Source organism: Amycolatopsis plumensis, assembly GCF_042652605.1.
GTDB lineage: Bacteria > Actinomycetota > Actinomycetes > Mycobacteriales > Pseudonocardiaceae > Amycolatopsis > Amycolatopsis plumensis.
Genome location: NZ_JBHSJY010000001.1, coordinates 2,158,899 through 2,174,646 on the forward strand (window position 1 = coordinate 2,158,899; position 15,748 = coordinate 2,174,646).

Here is a 15,748-nt window from a genome sequence, read left to right on the forward strand (position 1 = left end):
TCGATGGTCCGCGTGACCACCCCGGGCGTCCGGCTGCTGCCGAACGCCATCACCGTGCTGGCGCTGTGCGCCGGGCTGTCGGCCGTGCAGTTCGCGCTGACCAAGAACTACGCGATGGCGATCGCTTCGATCGGCATCGCGGCGGTGCTCGACAGCCTGGACGGCCGGATCGCGCGGCTCCTGGACGCGACGTCGAAGATGGGCGCGGAGCTGGACTCGCTGTCCGACGGCATCTCGTTCGGCGTCGCGCCGGCGCTGGTGATCTACGTCTGGCAGACGGGCGCGGACCGGATCGGCTGGGTGGCGTCGCTGATCTTCGCCGTCTGCATGATCCTGCGGCTGGCCCGGTTCAACACGCTGCTCGACGACACCGAGCAGCCGCCGTACGCGAGCGAGTTCTTCGTCGGCGTCCCGGCACCCGCGGGCGGCCTGCTGGGGATGCTGCCACTGGTGGCGTACCTGCAGTGGGGCGAGGGGTGGTGGTCGTCGCAGTACGTCGTGTGGGCGTGGACGGTCGCCATCGCGGCGCTGCTGATCAGCCGCATCCCGACGCTGTCGCTGAAGACGGTCAAGGCGCCGCCCAGGGCGATCGCGCCGCTGCTGCTGGGCGTGGCGCTGCTGGCCGCGGCGATCATCCAGTTCCCGCTGGTCGCGCTGCTCGCGGCGATGGTGCTGTACCTGGCGCACATCCCGTACTCGATCCACCGGCACCGCTGGCTGGCGGCGCACCCGGAGGCCTGGACGGTCCCGCCGAGCGAGCGCCGCGCGATCCGCCGCGCCCGTTCCTCGCGCCGCCTCGGCCTGCGCCGGCCGCTGCGCCGCCGCGTCGCCGGTGCGGCGATACGCGCGGTGCGTCTCCCCCGCGAAACGACCCGAGTCCCGCGCGCCTCGGAAAACGGCCAGCGTCGCCGCACCTGGCGCCAGATCGGCCTCCGCCGCAAGTAAGCACACCGTGTCGTCCCTCCAATCACGCGTGTCGACCTTCCAATCACGCGAGTTACACCTCCAATCACGCGAGAACCGAGCTTGATCACGCGAACTCCGTGATCGGAGCGTCGACACGCGTGATTGAAGGGTCGACTCGCGTGATTGGAGGGTCGACACGAGGGCTCGCCGGGGCGTCGGCTCGCTAGGGTGAACGGCGTGAGCCACCCCCAGATCACGCTGACCGTCCGGCACACTCCGTCGGCGCTGGACACGCGCCGCGGTGTCGTCCGGCTGCATCCCGAAGTCCTCGACGCGCTGGGCCTGCGGGCCTGGGACGCCGTCCACCTCACCGGGGCGCGGGTCAGCGCCGCGCTCGCCGCGCCCGCCGACGAGACCGGGGTGCCCGGGGTGGTGCTCACCGACGACGTCACCATGTCGAACCTGGGTGTCACCGAGGGCTCCGAGGTCGTCGTCGCGCCGGCCGACGTCGCGGCGGCCAGGACCGTGACCGTCGCCGGGTCGCGGCTGGCCAGCGTCTCGGTCAGCCCGCACATGCTGCGGCTCGCGCTGATCGGCAAGGTGCTGACCGTCGGGGACGCCGTTTCGCTGCTGCCGCAGGACCTCGCGCCGTCGCCGGGGTCGGACCCGGCCGGCCTGCGCGGCCAGCTGTCGCGGGCGATCGGCGCGACCTGGACGAACGAGCTGCTCACCGTCACCGCCACCGAGCCGGCCGGCACCGTGGCGGTCGGACCGTCCACAGTGGTCACCTGGCGGGACGGCGCGCGGCCGGGCACCGCCGAACCCGCCGCGCCGCGGACGGCGACCGCGCTGGTCCGCTCCTCCGCCGTCACCGCGGCCGAGGAGTGGATCGACGCCGAGGTCGTCGAGGACGAGGTCGTCACCGAAGAAGAGCCGGCCGTCCCGCTGGCCGACCTGATCGGCGCCGAGGCCGCCGCGCGCAAGCTCGCCGAGTGGTTCGACCTCGCCTTCCACCGGCCCGAGCTGCTGGCCCGGCTGGGCGCGCCCGCCCACCTCGGCGTCCTGCTGTCCGGCCCCGAAGGCGTCGGCAAGGCGACGCTCGTGCGGTCGGTGGCCCACGACGCCGGCATCAAGATCATCCCGCTGGCCGCGCCGAACCTCGCCGTGCTGGACCCGAACGTCGCCGTGGCGCGCCTGCGCGACGCCGTCCGCACCGCCGAAGGCCCCTCGGTCCTCCTGCTCACCGACGTCGACGCGCTGCTGCCGGCGACGACTCCGCCGCCGGTCGCCACGGTCGTGCTGGAGGAACTGAGGACCGCCCTCAAACGCGAGCGCTTCGCCGTCGTCGCGACGACGGCCCGTGCCGAATCGGCCGACCCGCGGCTGCGGGCCGCCGACCTGCTGGACCGCGAGCTCGGCTTGGCCCTCCCGGACGCGAAAACCCGCCGTGAGCTGCTGAACGTCCTGCTCCGCGACGTCCCGCTCGACGCGGGTATCGACTGCGGCGTCCTCGCCGAGCGGACGCCCGGCTTCGTCGCCGCGGACCTGATCGCCCTGCGCCGGGACGCGGCGTTGCGGGCGGCGCTGCGGCAGCGCGACACCGACGAGCCGCGCATCTCGCAGCAGGACCTGCTGGACGCGCTGGCCACCGTCCGCCCGGTCTCGATGTCCACTTCGGACAACCTGGCCACCGGCGGGCTGACCCTGGACGACGTCGGGAACATGGTCGACGTCAAGCAGTCGCTCACCGAAGCCGTGCTCTGGCCGCTGCGGTACCCGGACTCCTTCGCCCGGCTCGGCGTCGAACCGCCGCGCGGGGTGCTGCTGTACGGGCCGCCCGGCGGCGGCAAGACGTTCCTCGTGCGGGCCCTGGCCGGCACCGGGGCGCTGAACGTCTTCGCGGTCAAGGGCGCCGAGCTGATGGACAAGTGGGTCGGCGAGTCCGAGCGCGCGGTGCGCGAGCTGTTCCGCCGGGCCGCCGAGGCCGCGCCCGCGCTGATCTTCCTGGACGAGATCGACGCGCTGGCCCCGCGCCGCGGCCAGTCGTCCGACTCCGGCGTCGCCGACCGGGTGGTCGCCGCCCTGCTCACCGAGCTCGACGGCGTGGAGCCGATGCGCGAAGTCGTCGTCCTGGGCGCGACGAACCGGCCGGAGCTGGTCGACCCGGCGCTGCTGCGGCCCGGACGGCTCGAGCGCCGCGTCTACGTGCCGCCGCCGGACGCCGAAGCCCGCGCGGCGATCCTCGCCGCCAGCTCGAAGAACACGCCGCTGGCCGAGGACGTCGACCTCGCCGCGGTGGCGTCCACTCTGGACGGTTATTCGGCGGCCGACTGCGCGGCGCTGATCCGCGAAGCGGCGTTGACGGCGATGCGCGAGTCGCTGGAAGCCCGCGAAGTCACCGCGGCGCACCTCGAGACGGCCCGGAAGACGGTCCGGCCGAGCCTCGACCCGGCCCAGCTCGCCGCCCTGGAGGCGTACGCGAAGACCCAGACCGGTGATTAGCGGGGCATCACGCGTGCTTGAAGGGGCATCACGCGTGATCAGAGGGGCATGACACGTGATTGGGCGGGCATCAGCGCGATGCCCGCCCAATCACGCGTGATGCCTGCTCGATCACGCGAGAAGCCCGTCAGCTGCCCTTGTGGGCGCCCTGGTATTCCTTGGTCACTATGACGATCACGCCGGGGCTCGCGCTCTGGATGCCCTCGAAGCGGGGCTCGGCCTTGATGCCGAACTCCTGGGCGAGCTGCTTGGCCGCCGCTTCCTCGTCGGTGCCCGGGCGGTAGAACGCCGTCGTCGTCGGGATGATGCCCTGGGAGTAGTTGCCGACCTCGTTGACGTTCCAGCCGGAACCGCGGAAGTCCTCCGCCGCGCGGTCCGCCAAGCCCTTGATCGTCGAGTTGTTGAACACCCGGACGGTCACCCACTTGTTGGACGCCTGCTGGTCGCCGCCCGGCTGGCCGGGCTGACCAGGCTGGCCGGGCTGACCGGGGCCGGCCGACGTCGGCTGGCCGGGCGCCGGCGAGCTCGGCGACGGCGGCGTGGGCGACGAAGGACTCGCCGAGCTCGACGTCGACGCCGGAGAAGAAGCCGACGACGACGCCGACGGCGAGGTCGACGACGTGCCCGGCTGCGTCGGCGTGCCGCTCGGCCCGGCCTCGTTCGACCCGTCACCCCCGCCGAGCGCGGTGATCCCGCCGATGACGGCGGCGATGATGGCCACGCCGATCAACGCGACACCCGCGGCCTTCATCGGCCGGGACATTCCCGAAAAGACACTCATTTCAGCTCGATCCCCAGTCGCCGGGCGCCTCGCTTGCGCTGGCGGGCGGCACGCGTCTTGCGCAGCCGCTTCACCAGCATCGGGTCGGCTTCGATCGCCTCCGGCTTCTCCAGCAGCTTGTTGAGCAGCTGGTAGTAGCGCGTCGCAGACAAGTCGAAGCGTTCGCGGATGGCGTTCTCCTTCGCCCCGGCGTGCCGCCACCACTGGCGCTCGAAGGCGAGGATCTCCACCTCGCGTTCGGTCAGGCCGGGCACGGGCTTCGGCGGCGACGGCTGCGGCTCAGCCATCGACTCCGCGGCGTCCATCCGAGTCCCTCTCAATCGGGCGTCATGGCGAATCAGACCTAGCTCTTCCGCGGGCGCCATTCAACCACGGAAGCCACCGCCGACGTGGGCATCGACGTCGGCGCGTCACGGTCTGATGCAGGTCTACCAGAGGGGTCCGACTAAACTGGCTCGCCGTGACCATCCACCCCATCGTTATCGCCGGCGAACCCGTGCTGCACCAGCCGACTCGCGAGATCACCGAGTTCGACGAGAAGCTGCGCACGCTGGTGGACGACATGTTCGAGACGATGTACGCCGCCGAGGGCGTCGGCCTGGCGGCCAACCAGATCGGCCTCGATCTGCGGGTGTTCGTCTACGACTGCCCGGACGACGAAGGCGTGCGGCACAAGGGCGTCGTCGTCAACCCGAAGCTCGAGACGTCGGAGATCCCGGAGACCATGCCGGACCCGGACGACGACTGGGAGGGCTGCCTCTCGGCGCCCGGCGAGTCGTACCCGACGGGCCGGGCGAAGTGGGCGAAGGTGACCGGCGCCGACATCGAGGGCAACCCGATCGAGGTGGAGGGCACCGGCTACTTCGCGCGCTGCCTGCAGCACGAGACCGATCACCTGGACGGGTACATCTACCTCGACCGCCTGGTCGGCCGCCACGCGCGCGCGGCGAAGAAGATGCTGAAGCACAACAAGTGGGGCGTCCCGGGCAACTCGTGGCTGCCGCCGAAGACCCCCGAGGACGACGGCGCCGTCATCTAACCCCCTCGTGAGTGAGAAACAGTGTTAGAACACTGTTTCTCACTCACGAGCGGTGCGGCAGGGCTGGGTCAGCAGCCGAGGAAGTGGCAGCGGACCACCTGCGGCGTCTCCAGCACCGAGCCCGCCTTGACGTCCTGCGCGAGCCGGACGTACTGGGCGTGCGTCCAGGCCAGCGGGGTCGCCGACGTGTTCGGCGTGCCGGCCGGGAAGCCGGTCTGCCCGGACGGCGGGTTCTCGTCCCAGACCTGCTCCGGCATGGTCTCCGCCGAGCTGCTCACCCGGCCGAGGTCACGCAGCCGCCGCGCGGCCGACGCACTGTCGCCGAGCGCCAGTTCGTACTCGCCGCGCTCGCCGGCGAGCAGCGGCCAGAGCCGGCCGAACGTGGTGCGGCTCTCCGCCGGGAACGTGTAGTCCCACGGCGAGCCGTCGGCCTGCTCGCCGTAGCCGTCCTTCGTGTAGCGGTGCCAGAACTGCCCGGTCGGCGTGGTGAAGGCGATGTCCTTGTCGGTCACCCGGACGCTGTTGCGGATCACCGGGTCGTCGGCGCGGTAGACGCCGAGCCGGACCAGGTCGAGGAAGCCCGCGTCGGTGACCGCGCGCTGGTCCATCGTCACGCTCGAGTTGCCGAGGTTGTACGTCGTCCCGTTGTTCGCGTTCGCGTCCTTCGTGAGCCGGACGAAGTACGGGTCCTTCGACAGCGGCCCGTTCGTGGTGATCGTCTGCTTCGGCAGATCGGCCTTCATCTTGTCGGCCGCGGCGAGGTACCGGGCCGCGTCGGCGGAGGCGCCGTTGTGCGAAGCGATGTCGGCCGCGCAGACGAGCCCGGCGATCACCGAGGCGATGGTCGACGGGGACCAGCCGTCCTGCTCCTCCCAGCGCTCCTGCTGGGTGTACGGCGACGCCTGCCCGTTCGGACCCCGGTAGCCGAGGATGAAGTCGGCGGCCTTGCGGACGCCGGGCCACAGGTCGGTCCGGCCGAGCTGCTGGGCCAGCACGATCGGGAACGCGGTCTCGTCGAGCTGGATCGACGTCCAGTACGGCACGCCGTCGACCCGGCTGTTCTGCGGCATGTGCCCGTCGGCCTGCTGCTGCGTGCCGAACATGTAGGACACCGCGCGGTTGGCCGCGGCCGTGTCGCCGCCGGCGGCCAGGCCGGTCGCGATCTGGTAGAGGTCCCGCGGCCAGACCAGGTGGTAGGTACCGGACGGCGACCACTCCGGGTCGTTGTTCCCGAACCGCCACGGCATGCTCGGCGACGCGATGAACGCGCCCGGGTGGTGCTTGTCCTCGCTCGCGGCGAGCGTCAGCATCGACGCCTTGTAGAGGTCGCGCTCGGCGTCGGTCTTCAGCGACGACGGCGGCTTGCCGACCCCGCGCAGGTACTGCTGCCAGCCGCGGTCGTAGGCCCGCGTGATGTCGCGGACGCCGCGTCGCTGCGACGCCTGGGCGCTGCGAAGCGCGTCGGCGGCCTTCGCGCCCATGCCGAGGGCGAGGGTGACGTGCCGGCTGTGGAGACCGTCGGCGCTCGTCCGGCCGGTCAGCACGACGTTGCCCTTGGTCGCGGTGTCGTAGGTGGCGAGCTTGAAGGTCTTCGCGAGCTGGGTGTTGCCGTCGGATGCGCCCGCGTAGCCGACGCTCGTCTGTGTGAACGCGGGCTTCGCGGCGAGAGCGGCCGCGTTCGCCGCGTCCTGCGCGGTGACGGCGTCACGTGCGCGTGCGGCGGAGTCGTCCGAACCGTCGTTGGTCAGGTCGGGGTCGGCGACCGCGTAGAGCTGGTAGGGCCGCCCGGTCAGCGACTGGAAGTCGACGTCGACCAGCACGGTCGTGGCGGCCGGGTCGGTGACGTAGGTCTTGCGGAGGCGCCAGCGGTGCTGGTCGTCGGTGATCGTCTGCTCGTAGGTCAGGCTGTCGTCGTCGGTCCGCCGCACCTGCTGCGACTTCGCCGAGTAGTCCGTGACGGCGAAGCTGCGGCCGTCGGTGACGACGAAGTTCAGCGAGCGGACGCTGGGCGTCGACAGGTCGGGGTAGTAGACCTCGGACATCTGGCCGCCCTGAAGGGTGAACCAGACGTTGCTCGACCGGTCGTGGGCCGTGCCGAACCCGGTCTTGTTCGCGGGCAGCCAGCTCGGATGGGCTCCGGGTGCGCCGGGAGCCGGCCCCTGGGCCGCCGCGGTCGCCGGGATCAAGCCGGTGACCAGCAGCCCGGCGAGGGCGCTGAAAATGAGTTTTCGCATGTCAACCCCACAGAAGATCGCTTTCTGCACCGTTACAGAAGCGACTTGGCAGTCTGCCGCCGATCCCTCACCGGCGCATGGTCCGATCCGGTGAACCACTGACCGTCACTGGTCCGGTGAACCGGTTCACGGACAGCGAACGGACTTTCCGCCGGACTGCGCGCAGACTTGTATTACCTGCAACGGTGTAATCGAGGTGCGCATGGACGACGCGATGGACGCCTACTCGCGCGCGGTCAGCACGGTCGCCAGGACCGTCACCCCCCACGTCGCCGGGGTGCAGCTCGCGCGCGGCAGCGGCTCGGCCGTCGTCTTCGCCGACGGCGGTTTGCTGCTCACCAACGCCCACGTCGTCAGCGACCACCGGCGCGGGGTCGCCACCTTCGCCGACGGCAGCGAAGTGCCCTTCGACGTCGTCGGGGCCGATCCGCTGTCCGACCTCGCCGTGGTGCGTACGCGCGGCGAGACGCCGCCGGCCGCCGTGCTCGGGGACGCCGATCGGCTCGTCGTCGGGCAGCTCGTCGTCGCCGTCGGGAACCCGCTCGGGTTCTCCGGGACCGTCACCGCCGGGGTCGTCAGCGCGCTCGGGCGGGCCCTGCCGGTGCGGCAGGGGCGCACCACCCGCGTCATCGAGGACGTCATCCAGACCGACGCCGCGCTCAACCCCGGCAACTCCGGCGGAGCGCTCGCCGACTCCGCCGGCCGGGTCGTCGGCGTCAACACCGCCGTCGCCGGGGTCGGGCTCGGGCTCGCCGTGCCGATCAACGCGACCACCCGGCGGATCGTCGACACGCTCGTCGTCGAGGGCCGGGTGCGGCGCGCGTACCTCGGCGTCGTCGGCGTGCCCGCGCCGCTGCCGGACGACGTCGCCGAGCGCACCGGGCAGAACGCCGGGCTGCGGGTGCGCGAAGTCGTCTCCGGCGGGCCCGCCGACCGGGCGGGTCTCAAGGCGGGCGATCTCGTGCTCACCGTCGCCCGCACCCGGGTGTCGGACGCTCAGGGCATCCAGCGGCAGCTCTTCGCGGAGGTGATCGGCACCGCACTGCCGATCACCGTGCTGCGCAACGGCGCCATGGTCGACGTCTACGCCACCCCGGCAGAGTTGGCCGGGTGACTTGAGTATCGCGCCCCGGCGTGGCATGGTCGGTGGCACAACACCAACGCGGGAGCTCGCGCCATGGCGGGCTGAGAGGGTGACTGGGGTTCTCCCGGTGTCACCGACCGCATGAACCTGACCGGGTAATGCCGGCGTAGGGAGTGAAAGTCGTTGACGACTTTGGAGAACAAGCACGTCTCCGTCACCACCGGTCCGATTACCGGCTCGCGCAAGGTGTACCACCAGACCGAATCCGGGCTGCGGGTTCCCGCGCGCCGGATCGACCTGTCGAACGGCGAACACTTCGACGTTTACGACACTTCGGGCCCGTACACCGATCCCGACGCGTCGATCGACGTCCACAGTGGACTGCACCGGCTGCGGGCGGGCTGGGCCGACGGGCGTGAGCACAACACCCAGCTCGGGTGGGCCAAACAGGGCGTCATCACCCGCGAGATGGAGTACATCGCCGCGCGCGAACGGGTTTCGCCGGAGTTCGTGCGCGACGAGGTGGCCCGCGGCCGCGCGGTGATCCCGGTCAACCGCAAGCACCCCGAGTCCGAGCCGATGATCATCGGCAAGAACTTCCTGGTGAAGATCAACGCCAACATGGGGAACTCGGCCGTGTGGTCGTCGGTCGAGGAAGAGGTCGACAAGATGGTGTGGGCGACCCGCTGGGGCGCCGACACGATCATGGACCTGTCCACCGGCAAGCGGATCCACGAGACGCGGGAGTGGATCATCCGCAACTCGCCGGTCCCGGTCGGCACCGTGCCGATCTACCAGGCGCTGGAAAAGGTCAACGGGGAGCCGGAAAAGCTGTCGTGGGAGGTGTACCGCGACACCATCATCGAGCAGTGCGAGCAGGGTGTCGACTACGTCACCGTGCACGCCGGCGTGCTCCTGCGCTACATCCCGCTGACCGCGCGGCGGGTCACCGGGATCGTCAGCCGCGGCGGGTCGATCATGGCCGCGTGGTGCCTGGCCCACCACCAAGAGTCCTTTTTGTACACGCACTTCGAGGAACTCTGCGAGATCCTCCGCCAGTACGACGTCACGTTCTCCCTCGGCGACGGCCTGCGTCCCGGGTCCATCGCGGACGCCAACGACCGCGCCCAGTTCGCCGAGCTCGAGACGTTGGGCGAGCTGACGCACATCGCGCGCTCGCACGACGTCCAGGTGATGATCGAGGGCCCCGGCCACGTGCCGATGCACAAGATCAAGGAGAACGTGGAGCTCGAGGAAAAGCTCTGCGGCGAAGCGCCGTTCTACACGCTCGGCCCGCTCGCGACGGACATCGCACCGGCGTACGACCACATCACCTCGGCCATCGGCGCGGCGCAGATCGGCTGGTACGGCACGGCGATGCTGTGCTACGTGACGCCGAAGGAGCACCTCGGCCTGCCCAATCGCGACGACGTCAAGACCGGCGTGATCACGTACAAGATCGCCGCGCACGCCGCGGACTTGGCCAAGGGGCACAAGTACGCCCAGGAGTGGGACGACGAACTGTCCAAGGCCCGCTTCGAGTTCCGCTGGAACGACCAGTTCAACCTGTCGCTGGACCCGGACACCGCGCGCTCGTTCCACGACGAAACGCTGCCCGCCGAGCCGGCCAAGACCGCGCACTTCTGCTCGATGTGCGGCCCGAAGTTCTGCTCGATGCGGATCACGCAGGACGTCCGCAAGTACGCGGAGGAGCACGGGCTGTCCACTGTGGAGGCCATCGAAGCCGGCATGGCTTCGAAGTCGGCGGAGTTCACCGAGTCCGGCGGCCAGGTGTACCTGCCGGTGGTCCAGCCGTGACACCGAAGACCGCCCTCACCATCGCCGGATCGGACTCCGGCGGTGGTGCGGGCATCCAGGCCGACCTGCGGACGTTCTTCGCCAACGGGGTGCACGGCCTGGTCGCGCTGACGGCGGTCACCGTGCAGAACTCCCTCGGCGTGCAGGGTTTCACCGAGATCCCCGCCGACGTCGTCACCGCGCAGATCAAAGCGGTGGCGTCGGACATGGGGGTCAACGCGGCCAAGACGGGGATGCTGGCCACGGCGGAGATCATCCGCTCGGTGGCGAAGACCCTGGACGAGGTGGAGGTCGGCCCGTTCGTGGTCGACCCGGTGGCGGCCTCGATGACCGGTGACCCCCTGCTGCGCGAAGACGCGCTGGAGGCGATCCGCATGGAGCTGTTCCCGCGCGCGACGCTGATCACGCCGAATCTCGACGAAGTCCGGTTGCTGACCGGGGTTTCGGTGGTGGACGCGGCTTCCCAGCGCGCCGCGGCCGAGGCCCTGCTGGAGTTCGGCTCCCGGTGGGTCCTGGTGAAGGGCGGCCACATGACGGGCACCGCGGACTGCGTGGACCTGCTGTCGGACGGCCGCGAGTACATCACGCTCAGCGGTCCCCGGTACGAGACGGAGAACACCCACGGCGGCGGCGACACCCTGGCGTCGGCGATCACGGCGTCGCTGGCGAAGGGCGCTTCGGTGCCGGACGCGGTGGCGGCCGGGAAGAAGTTCATCGAGCGCTGCGTGGCGGAGGCCTACCCGCTGGGTGCCGGAGTCGGCCCGGTCTCCCCGTTCTGGGTGCTCGGCCCTCGTGAGTGAGAAACAGGGTTAGAACACTGTTTCTCACTCACGACCAGGTGCGGTAGAGCGGCTAACGGACTGGTTGGAGTTCGCGGCCGTCGTACTGCTCGCGGGCCGAGCGGATGCGGCCGAAGTTGGCCTGCGACCAGTTGCTCAGCGCGATCAGGTGCGCGCCGGCCTCGGCGCCCATCTCCGTCAGCGCGTACTCCACCGTCGGCGGGGTGGTCGGGTAGACCGTGCGCGTCACGAAGCCGTCGCGCTCCAGCTGGCGCAGGTTCTGCGTCAGCATCTTCTGGCTGATGCCGTCGACCGCCCGGCGCAGCTCGCCGAAGCGGTGCGGGCCGCGAGCCAGCGCGCCCAGGACCAGGGCCGTCCACTTGTTGGCCAGCAGGTCCAGCACGTCCCGGCACGGGCAGTTGCGCAGGTACACATCCCAGGGTCCGCCCTGGTCACAGGTGGTTTCCATTAGGTACCTACTGTACCAACTAGTGCCTTCTGGCGAAAAGTGACCGAGGATCCGAAGATGGAGGCGACCCCGAAGCAGAAGGAGTGAAGCAATGCGCATCGTGACCCAGCAGGCCCTCGGCGGGCCGGAGGTGCTCCGCGTCACCGAGGCACCGCGCCCCGAACCCGGGCCGACGGAGGTCCTGGTGCGGGTGCGGGCCGCCGGGATCAACCCGGTCGACTGGAAGGTACGGCGCGGCGGCGGGTTCCTCGGCGAGCCGCCGTTCACCGTGGGCTGGGACGTCGCCGGCGTCGTCGAGCAGGCCGGTTTCGGCGCGACCGGCGTCCAGGAGGGCGACGAAGTCCTCGGCATGCCGTGGTTCCCGCGGCCGGCCAACGCCTACGCCGAGTACGTCACCGCGCCCTCGCGCCACTTCGTGCGCAAGCCGGCCGGGCTGTCGTTCGCCGAGGCCGCCGCGCTGCCCCTCGCCGGGCTGACCGCGTGGCAGGGCCTGGTCGACGTCGCGGACGTCCACGAGGGACAACGCGTGTTCGTCGACGCCGCCGCGGGCGGGGTCGGCCACCTCGCCGTGCAGATCGCCAAGGCCCGCGGCGCGCACGTCATCGGCACGGCCAGCGCGGGCAAGCACGAGTTCCTGCGCGAGCTCGGCGTGGACGAGCCGATCGACTACCACGAGGCCGAAGCCACCGCGTCCGATGTGGACGTCTACTTCGGACTCGTCGGCGAGGAGAGCGACCTGCGCTGGCTGCCCGCGATCAAGGAGGGCGGCCTGCTGATCGGCGTGCCCAGCGGGGTCGGCGACCGGGTCGAGAAAGCCGCCGCGGCCAGGAACGCGCGCACGAGGCGGATCCTCGTCGAACCCGACCGCGGCGGGCTGACCGGCCTCGTCGAACTGATCGAAGCCGGTCAGCTGAAGGTCCGCGTCGAGCAGGCCTTCCCGCTGGAGGACGTCGCCAAGGCGCACGAGCTGGGCGAGTCCGGGCGCGTGTCCGGCAAGCTCGTGCTGACCGTCTAACCGCGGGCGAGCACCTGGGGCAGCACCGTCGTGAGCCCGGTCCAGTCCGCGGTGACCACCGACGCGTGCTGCTTCGCCAGGTCGGCGACGCGCTGGTTGGCCTGGTCGACCGTCGGGTTGTGGCCGTCGATGGCCGGCGCGACGTTCTGCGCGTCGGTCATCACGAGGTAGTAGTGACTGGCGTCGTACCACCACGGCCCGGTCTGCGTCACCCACGCGCTCGCGTCGCCGTCGAACACCACGAACCACGGCTTGAGGTCGGCGGTGTACCTGTCCCGCGGGTCACCGCCGGCCGCGCCGTGCACGGTGGGGAAGATGTTCGCGTCGCCGAGTTTGCCCGCGCTCTTGAGGCCGACGAGGTAGCGCGCGTACTCGACGTCGGTCTTGAGCGTGTCGGTCGGGTTCTGCTCCTCGACCGTGCCCGGGATGATCTCGGTGATCACCCGCCCCCGCAAGGCGTCCACGGACGGCCAGTTGTCCGCTTTGGCGGCGTCGTCGAGCGTCGCGTAGCCGCCGAGCAGCTCGGCCGGGCGGAAGGCGACGCTGCCGAGGTGCGCCCGGAACGTGGCGTCCAGCTCGTCCGGGCCCATGCCGGTGTTGTCCGAGAAGCCCGTCTTCATCTCGAGCTTGAGCGTGATCGGCGTGTGGCCCGGGTGGGCGGCCAGCCAGATCCGGATGTCGTCGAGGCAGTACTCCAGGTTCTTGTTCTTGCCCCCGCTGTACAACTGCGACGCCGAGGTGGCCGCGACGCAGTTGTTCTGGTTCCCCAACGGGTTCGAGTGGCTGACCTTCCATTCGTGGGTGAAGAAGTCCGGCCAGACGTCCAGCTCGATCAGCGACGACCCGGCGTCGAGCGCCCTGGCCAGGTAGTCGTAAGCCGCGGGGTCGTACGTGTTGTGCACGCCGACCGTCGTGACGTGGGAGAGCTTCGGGCTGTCCGCGTGCGCTGCCGTCGCCCCCGAGAGCGCGAGTGCCGCCGTGAGGAATGCCACCGAGAAGAGCTTCATCCAGGCTCCTTCGAACGTGAGTAACGTTCACAATGTCCCACCGTGGTTGACTGTTGATGAAGCAAAAGAGGCTGATTGGCCTAGACCAGAAGTCGGGAAAACCATGATTCCTACGGCGTTGACCATCGCCGGGTCGGATTCCGGCGGTGCCGCCGGGCTGCAGGCGGACCTGCGGACGTTCCTGACCTGCGGCGTGCACGGCCTGGTCGCGGTCACCGCCGTCACCGTGCAGAACACCCTCGGCGTGCACGACCGCGCCGACCTGCCACCGCACATCGTGGCCGGGCAGATCGAGGCAGTCGCGGCGGACATGGGCGTCGGCGCGGCGAAGACCGGCATGCTGGCCTCGGCCGAGATCATCCACGCCGTCGCCGCGGCCTGTGACCACGCCGAAATCGGGCGGGACGCGAAGATCCCGTTCGTCGTGGACCCGGTGGCGGCGTCGATGCACGGCCACCCGCTGTTCGACGAAGCCGGGCTCGTGGCACTGCGCGACGAGCTGCTCCCGCGCGCCACGGTACTGACCCCGAACCTCGACGAGGTCCGGCTGCTCACCGGAATGACCGTGACCGACCGCGAGGGCATGCACACCGCGGCCGTGGTGCTGCACCGGATGGGCCCGCGGTACGTCCTGGTCAAAAGCGGTCACCTGCAGACCGACCCCGAATGCGTGGACCTGCTCTTCGACGGGTCGACGTTCGTGGAGCTGCCGGGGCGGCGCTACCCGACACCGCACACGCACGGCGCGGGCGACACGATGGCGTCGGCGCTGACGGCGGGCCTGGCCAAGGGGATGTCCGTGGTCGAGGCCGCGCGGTACGGCAAGTGGTTCGTCTCGCACGCGGTCGAGCACGCGTACCCGATGGGCGCGAAGGTCGGCCCGGTGTCGGCTTTCTGGCGGCTGGCGCCCGAGGAGCACTGAGCGACCACCCGGCTACCATTCCTGCGTTTACTTTTCCCGGTGAGCTGACGATGAAGCTGCGCGAAGAGCTGACCAGGATCCAGGAGGGCACCCGCCCCGACCCGGGCCATTGGATGGTCCAGCTCGGCTGAGCGTCTTGAATGACTCATTCCTGGCGTCCGACGCCAGGAATGAGTCATTCACTGCATCCGGGGCCGCTTCCGTCCCCGCGCGGCGGCTTCTTCCGCGACAACTGGAACGTCTTCGACCTGCTGGTGGTCGGCATCGCGGTGATCCCGGCGACCGGCCCGTTCGCCGTGCTGCGGTCGCTGCGCGTGCTCCGCGTCCTGCGGCTGATCTCCGTCGTGGCCGGGGTGATGGCGACCAAGCTGTTCGGCACCATCGACCCCGGTGACTTCGGCGACCTCGGCACGTCGCTGTTCACCCTGTTCCAGGTGATGACCGGCGAGGCGTGGCCGGACATCGCGAAGACCATCATGGAACAGGCGCCGCTGGCGTGGATCTTCTTCGTCGTCTACATCCTGGTGTCCAGTTTCGCGGTGCTGAACCTCTTCATCGCCGTCGTGGTCAGCGGCATGGAGGACGAGCTGCGTCAGGACATCCGCGAGGAAGAGGCGAAGCAGGCCGAAGCGCAGGCGGCCGCGAACCAGGAAATCCTCGACGAGCTTCGCGCCCTGCGCGCGGAGCTGGCCGAACTGCGGCAGGAGAAAGCGGCCTAATCGTCCGCGATCAGGGCTTCGAGCGCCGGGATCGCCGCCGTCAGGGCTTCGCGGTGCTCGGGCGAGAGCCGGTCGAGACGGCGGTTGAGCTCCTGGACCCGCGTCGACCGGACGCCGGAGACGAGCCGCTCGCCCTCCTCGGTCGCCTTCGCCAGCCACGCCCGGCGGTCGACCGGGTCGGACTCGCGGCTGACGTACCCCGCCTCGACCAGGGACGCGATGATCCGCGACATCGTCGCCGCGGCCACGCCCTCCTTGGCCGCGAGGTCACCGAGCCGGAGCTGGCCCGCGTGCACCAGCGTGGCCAGCGCCGAGATGGCACCGTGGCCCGGCCCGGGTACGCCGGCCTGGCGCAGGGACCGCGACAGCCTGCCGACGGCGAGGTACAACCTGCCCGAGGTGTCCTGAACCGATGTGGTCACGGCTGGCTCCTTCTGCGCTGCCCGGCCGCGGATGCGCCGGAAAGTGCCGTC

At 70.6% G+C, this 15,748-nt stretch carries 15 protein-coding genes and 1 riboswitch; of the genes, 9 read left to right on the forward strand and 6 right to left on the reverse strand.

The genetic code is table 11. From position 1 onward, the window contains the following. The first annotated feature begins 3 nt into the window (after positions 1-3). Together pssA and ACFPLC_RS10135 are read left to right on the forward strand one after the other, a co-directional pair. A complete protein-coding gene (gene pssA / locus ACFPLC_RS10130; protein WP_378194103.1) occupies positions 4-945 on the forward strand; it encodes a CDP-diacylglycerol--serine O-phosphatidyltransferase in 942 nt (313 codons plus the stop codon). Between the two features lie 198 nt (positions 946-1,143). Further along, positions 1,144-3,408 carry an AAA family ATPase gene (locus tag ACFPLC_RS10135; RefSeq protein WP_378194106.1) on the forward strand — a complete coding sequence of 755 codons (2,265 nt, stop codon included), beginning with the start codon at positions 1,144-1,146 and terminating at the stop codon, positions 3,406-3,408. Positions 3,409-3,535: 127 nt separating this feature from the next. Here ACFPLC_RS10135 and ACFPLC_RS10140 read toward each other — a convergent pair whose 3' ends face one another. Together ACFPLC_RS10140 and ACFPLC_RS10145 are read right to left on the reverse strand one after the other, a co-directional pair. Beyond that, positions 3,536-4,159, reverse strand: a complete 624-nt coding sequence (locus ACFPLC_RS10140; protein ID WP_378236269.1) for a LytR C-terminal domain-containing protein — start codon at positions 4,157-4,159, stop codon at positions 3,536-3,538. A 26-nt stretch (positions 4,160-4,185) separates the two neighbouring features. Further along, on the reverse strand, positions 4,186-4,494 hold the full coding sequence (locus ACFPLC_RS10145) for a DUF3263 domain-containing protein (RefSeq protein WP_003101701.1): 309 nt from the start codon (positions 4,492-4,494) through the stop codon (positions 4,186-4,188). Between the two features lie 155 nt (positions 4,495-4,649). Here ACFPLC_RS10145 and ACFPLC_RS10150 point away from each other — a divergent pair, with 155 nt between their 5' ends. Next, positions 4,650-5,228: a peptide deformylase gene (locus ACFPLC_RS10150; RefSeq protein ID WP_378194114.1), complete on the forward strand. Its 579-nt coding sequence runs from the start codon at positions 4,650-4,652 to the stop codon at positions 5,226-5,228. Between the two features lie 68 nt (positions 5,229-5,296). On the opposite strand, the gene ACFPLC_RS10155 is transcribed toward ACFPLC_RS10150, so the two are convergent. Continuing rightward, on the reverse strand, positions 5,297-7,462 hold the full coding sequence (locus ACFPLC_RS10155; RefSeq protein ID WP_378194117.1) for a glycoside hydrolase family 15 protein: 2,166 nt from the start codon (positions 7,460-7,462) through the stop codon (positions 5,297-5,299). A 202-nt stretch (positions 7,463-7,664) separates the two neighbouring features. Here ACFPLC_RS10155 and ACFPLC_RS10160 point away from each other — a divergent pair, with 202 nt between their 5' ends. The 3 genes from ACFPLC_RS10160 to thiD (ACFPLC_RS10170) all read left to right on the forward strand — a co-directional run bounded on the left by ACFPLC_RS10160 (position 7,665) and on the right by thiD (ACFPLC_RS10170) (position 11,164). Beyond that, complete coding sequence (locus tag ACFPLC_RS10160) at positions 7,665-8,576, forward strand: S1C family serine protease (protein WP_378194120.1); 912 nt, start codon at positions 7,665-7,667, stop codon at positions 8,574-8,576. A 38-nt stretch (positions 8,577-8,614) separates the two neighbouring features. After that, positions 8,615-8,736, forward strand: a riboswitch (TPP riboswitch). Beyond that, on the forward strand, positions 8,730-10,364 hold the full coding sequence (gene thiC / locus ACFPLC_RS10165; protein ID WP_378194123.1) for a phosphomethylpyrimidine synthase ThiC: 1,635 nt from the start codon (positions 8,730-8,732) through the stop codon (positions 10,362-10,364). (Overlaps the previous riboswitch by 7 nt.) Then, complete coding sequence (gene thiD, locus ACFPLC_RS10170; protein WP_378194126.1) at positions 10,361-11,164, forward strand: bifunctional hydroxymethylpyrimidine kinase/phosphomethylpyrimidine kinase; 804 nt, start codon at positions 10,361-10,363, stop codon at positions 11,162-11,164. The genes thiC and thiD (ACFPLC_RS10170) overlap by 4 nt, the downstream gene beginning before the upstream one ends. A 52-nt stretch (positions 11,165-11,216) precedes the next feature. On the opposite strand, the gene ACFPLC_RS10175 is transcribed toward thiD (ACFPLC_RS10170), so the two are convergent. After that, positions 11,217-11,612 carry a winged helix-turn-helix transcriptional regulator gene (locus tag ACFPLC_RS10175; RefSeq protein ID WP_191311802.1) on the reverse strand — a complete coding sequence of 132 codons (396 nt, stop codon included), beginning with the start codon at positions 11,610-11,612 and terminating at the stop codon, positions 11,217-11,219. Positions 11,613-11,703: 91 nt separating this feature from the next. Between ACFPLC_RS10175 and ACFPLC_RS10180 the strand changes: the two genes are divergently transcribed. Further along, positions 11,704-12,627 carry an NADP-dependent oxidoreductase gene (locus tag ACFPLC_RS10180; protein WP_378194130.1) on the forward strand — a complete coding sequence of 308 codons (924 nt, stop codon included), beginning with the start codon at positions 11,704-11,706 and terminating at the stop codon, positions 12,625-12,627. On the opposite strand, the gene ACFPLC_RS10185 is transcribed toward ACFPLC_RS10180, so the two are convergent. After that, a complete protein-coding gene (locus ACFPLC_RS10185; protein WP_378194133.1) occupies positions 12,624-13,634 on the reverse strand; it encodes a phosphatidylinositol-specific phospholipase C domain-containing protein in 1,011 nt (336 codons plus the stop codon). The genes ACFPLC_RS10180 and ACFPLC_RS10185 overlap by 4 nt on opposite strands. Positions 13,635-13,737: 103 nt before the next feature. On the opposite strand from ACFPLC_RS10185, the gene thiD (ACFPLC_RS10190) reads away from it, so the two are divergent. Together thiD (ACFPLC_RS10190) and ACFPLC_RS10195 are read left to right on the forward strand one after the other, a co-directional pair. Further along, a complete protein-coding gene (gene thiD, locus ACFPLC_RS10190; RefSeq protein WP_378194136.1) occupies positions 13,738-14,556 on the forward strand; it encodes a bifunctional hydroxymethylpyrimidine kinase/phosphomethylpyrimidine kinase in 819 nt (272 codons plus the stop codon). Between the two features lie 170 nt (positions 14,557-14,726). Continuing rightward, entirely contained in the window at positions 14,727-15,275 is a 549-nt protein-coding gene (locus tag ACFPLC_RS10195; protein WP_378194139.1) for an ion transporter, read from the forward strand. Here ACFPLC_RS10195 and ACFPLC_RS10200 read toward each other — a convergent pair. Next, positions 15,272-15,697 (reverse strand): MarR family winged helix-turn-helix transcriptional regulator, encoded by a 426-nt coding sequence (locus ACFPLC_RS10200; protein ID WP_103351229.1) that lies wholly within the window; start codon positions 15,695-15,697, stop codon positions 15,272-15,274. The genes ACFPLC_RS10195 and ACFPLC_RS10200 overlap by 4 nt on opposite strands. Positions 15,698-15,748: the final 51 nt, after the last annotated feature.

Excerpts from the sequence above, each read along its gene's own strand:
- pssA (WP_378194103.1), top strand. The coding sequence starts at position 4 with ATGGTCCGCGTGACCACCCCGGGCGTCCGGCTGCTGCCGAACGCCATC.
- ACFPLC_RS10180 (WP_378194130.1), top strand. The coding sequence starts at position 11,704 with ATGCGCATCGTGACCCAGCAGGCCCTCGGCGGGCCGGAGGTGCTCCGC.
- ACFPLC_RS10175 (WP_191311802.1), bottom strand. The coding sequence starts at position 11,612 with ATGGAAACCACCTGTGACCAGGGCGGACCCTGGGATGTGTACCTGCGC.
- ACFPLC_RS10185 (WP_378194133.1), bottom strand. The coding sequence starts at position 13,634 with ATGAAGCTCTTCTCGGTGGCATTCCTCACGGCGGCACTCGCGCTCTCG.
- ACFPLC_RS10145 (WP_003101701.1), bottom strand. The coding sequence starts at position 4,494 with ATGGACGCCGCGGAGTCGATGGCTGAGCCGCAGCCGTCGCCGCCGAAG.
- thiD (WP_378194136.1), top strand. The coding sequence starts at position 13,738 with ATGATTCCTACGGCGTTGACCATCGCCGGGTCGGATTCCGGCGGTGCC.
- ACFPLC_RS10195 (WP_378194139.1), top strand. The coding sequence starts at position 14,727 with ATGAGTCATTCACTGCATCCGGGGCCGCTTCCGTCCCCGCGCGGCGGC.
- ACFPLC_RS10140 (WP_378236269.1), bottom strand. The coding sequence starts at position 4,159 with ATGAAGGCCGCGGGTGTCGCGTTGATCGGCGTGGCCATCATCGCCGCC.
- ACFPLC_RS10155 (WP_378194117.1), bottom strand. The coding sequence starts at position 7,462 with ATGCGAAAACTCATTTTCAGCGCCCTCGCCGGGCTGCTGGTCACCGGC.
- ACFPLC_RS10160 (WP_378194120.1), top strand. The coding sequence starts at position 7,665 with ATGGACGACGCGATGGACGCCTACTCGCGCGCGGTCAGCACGGTCGCC.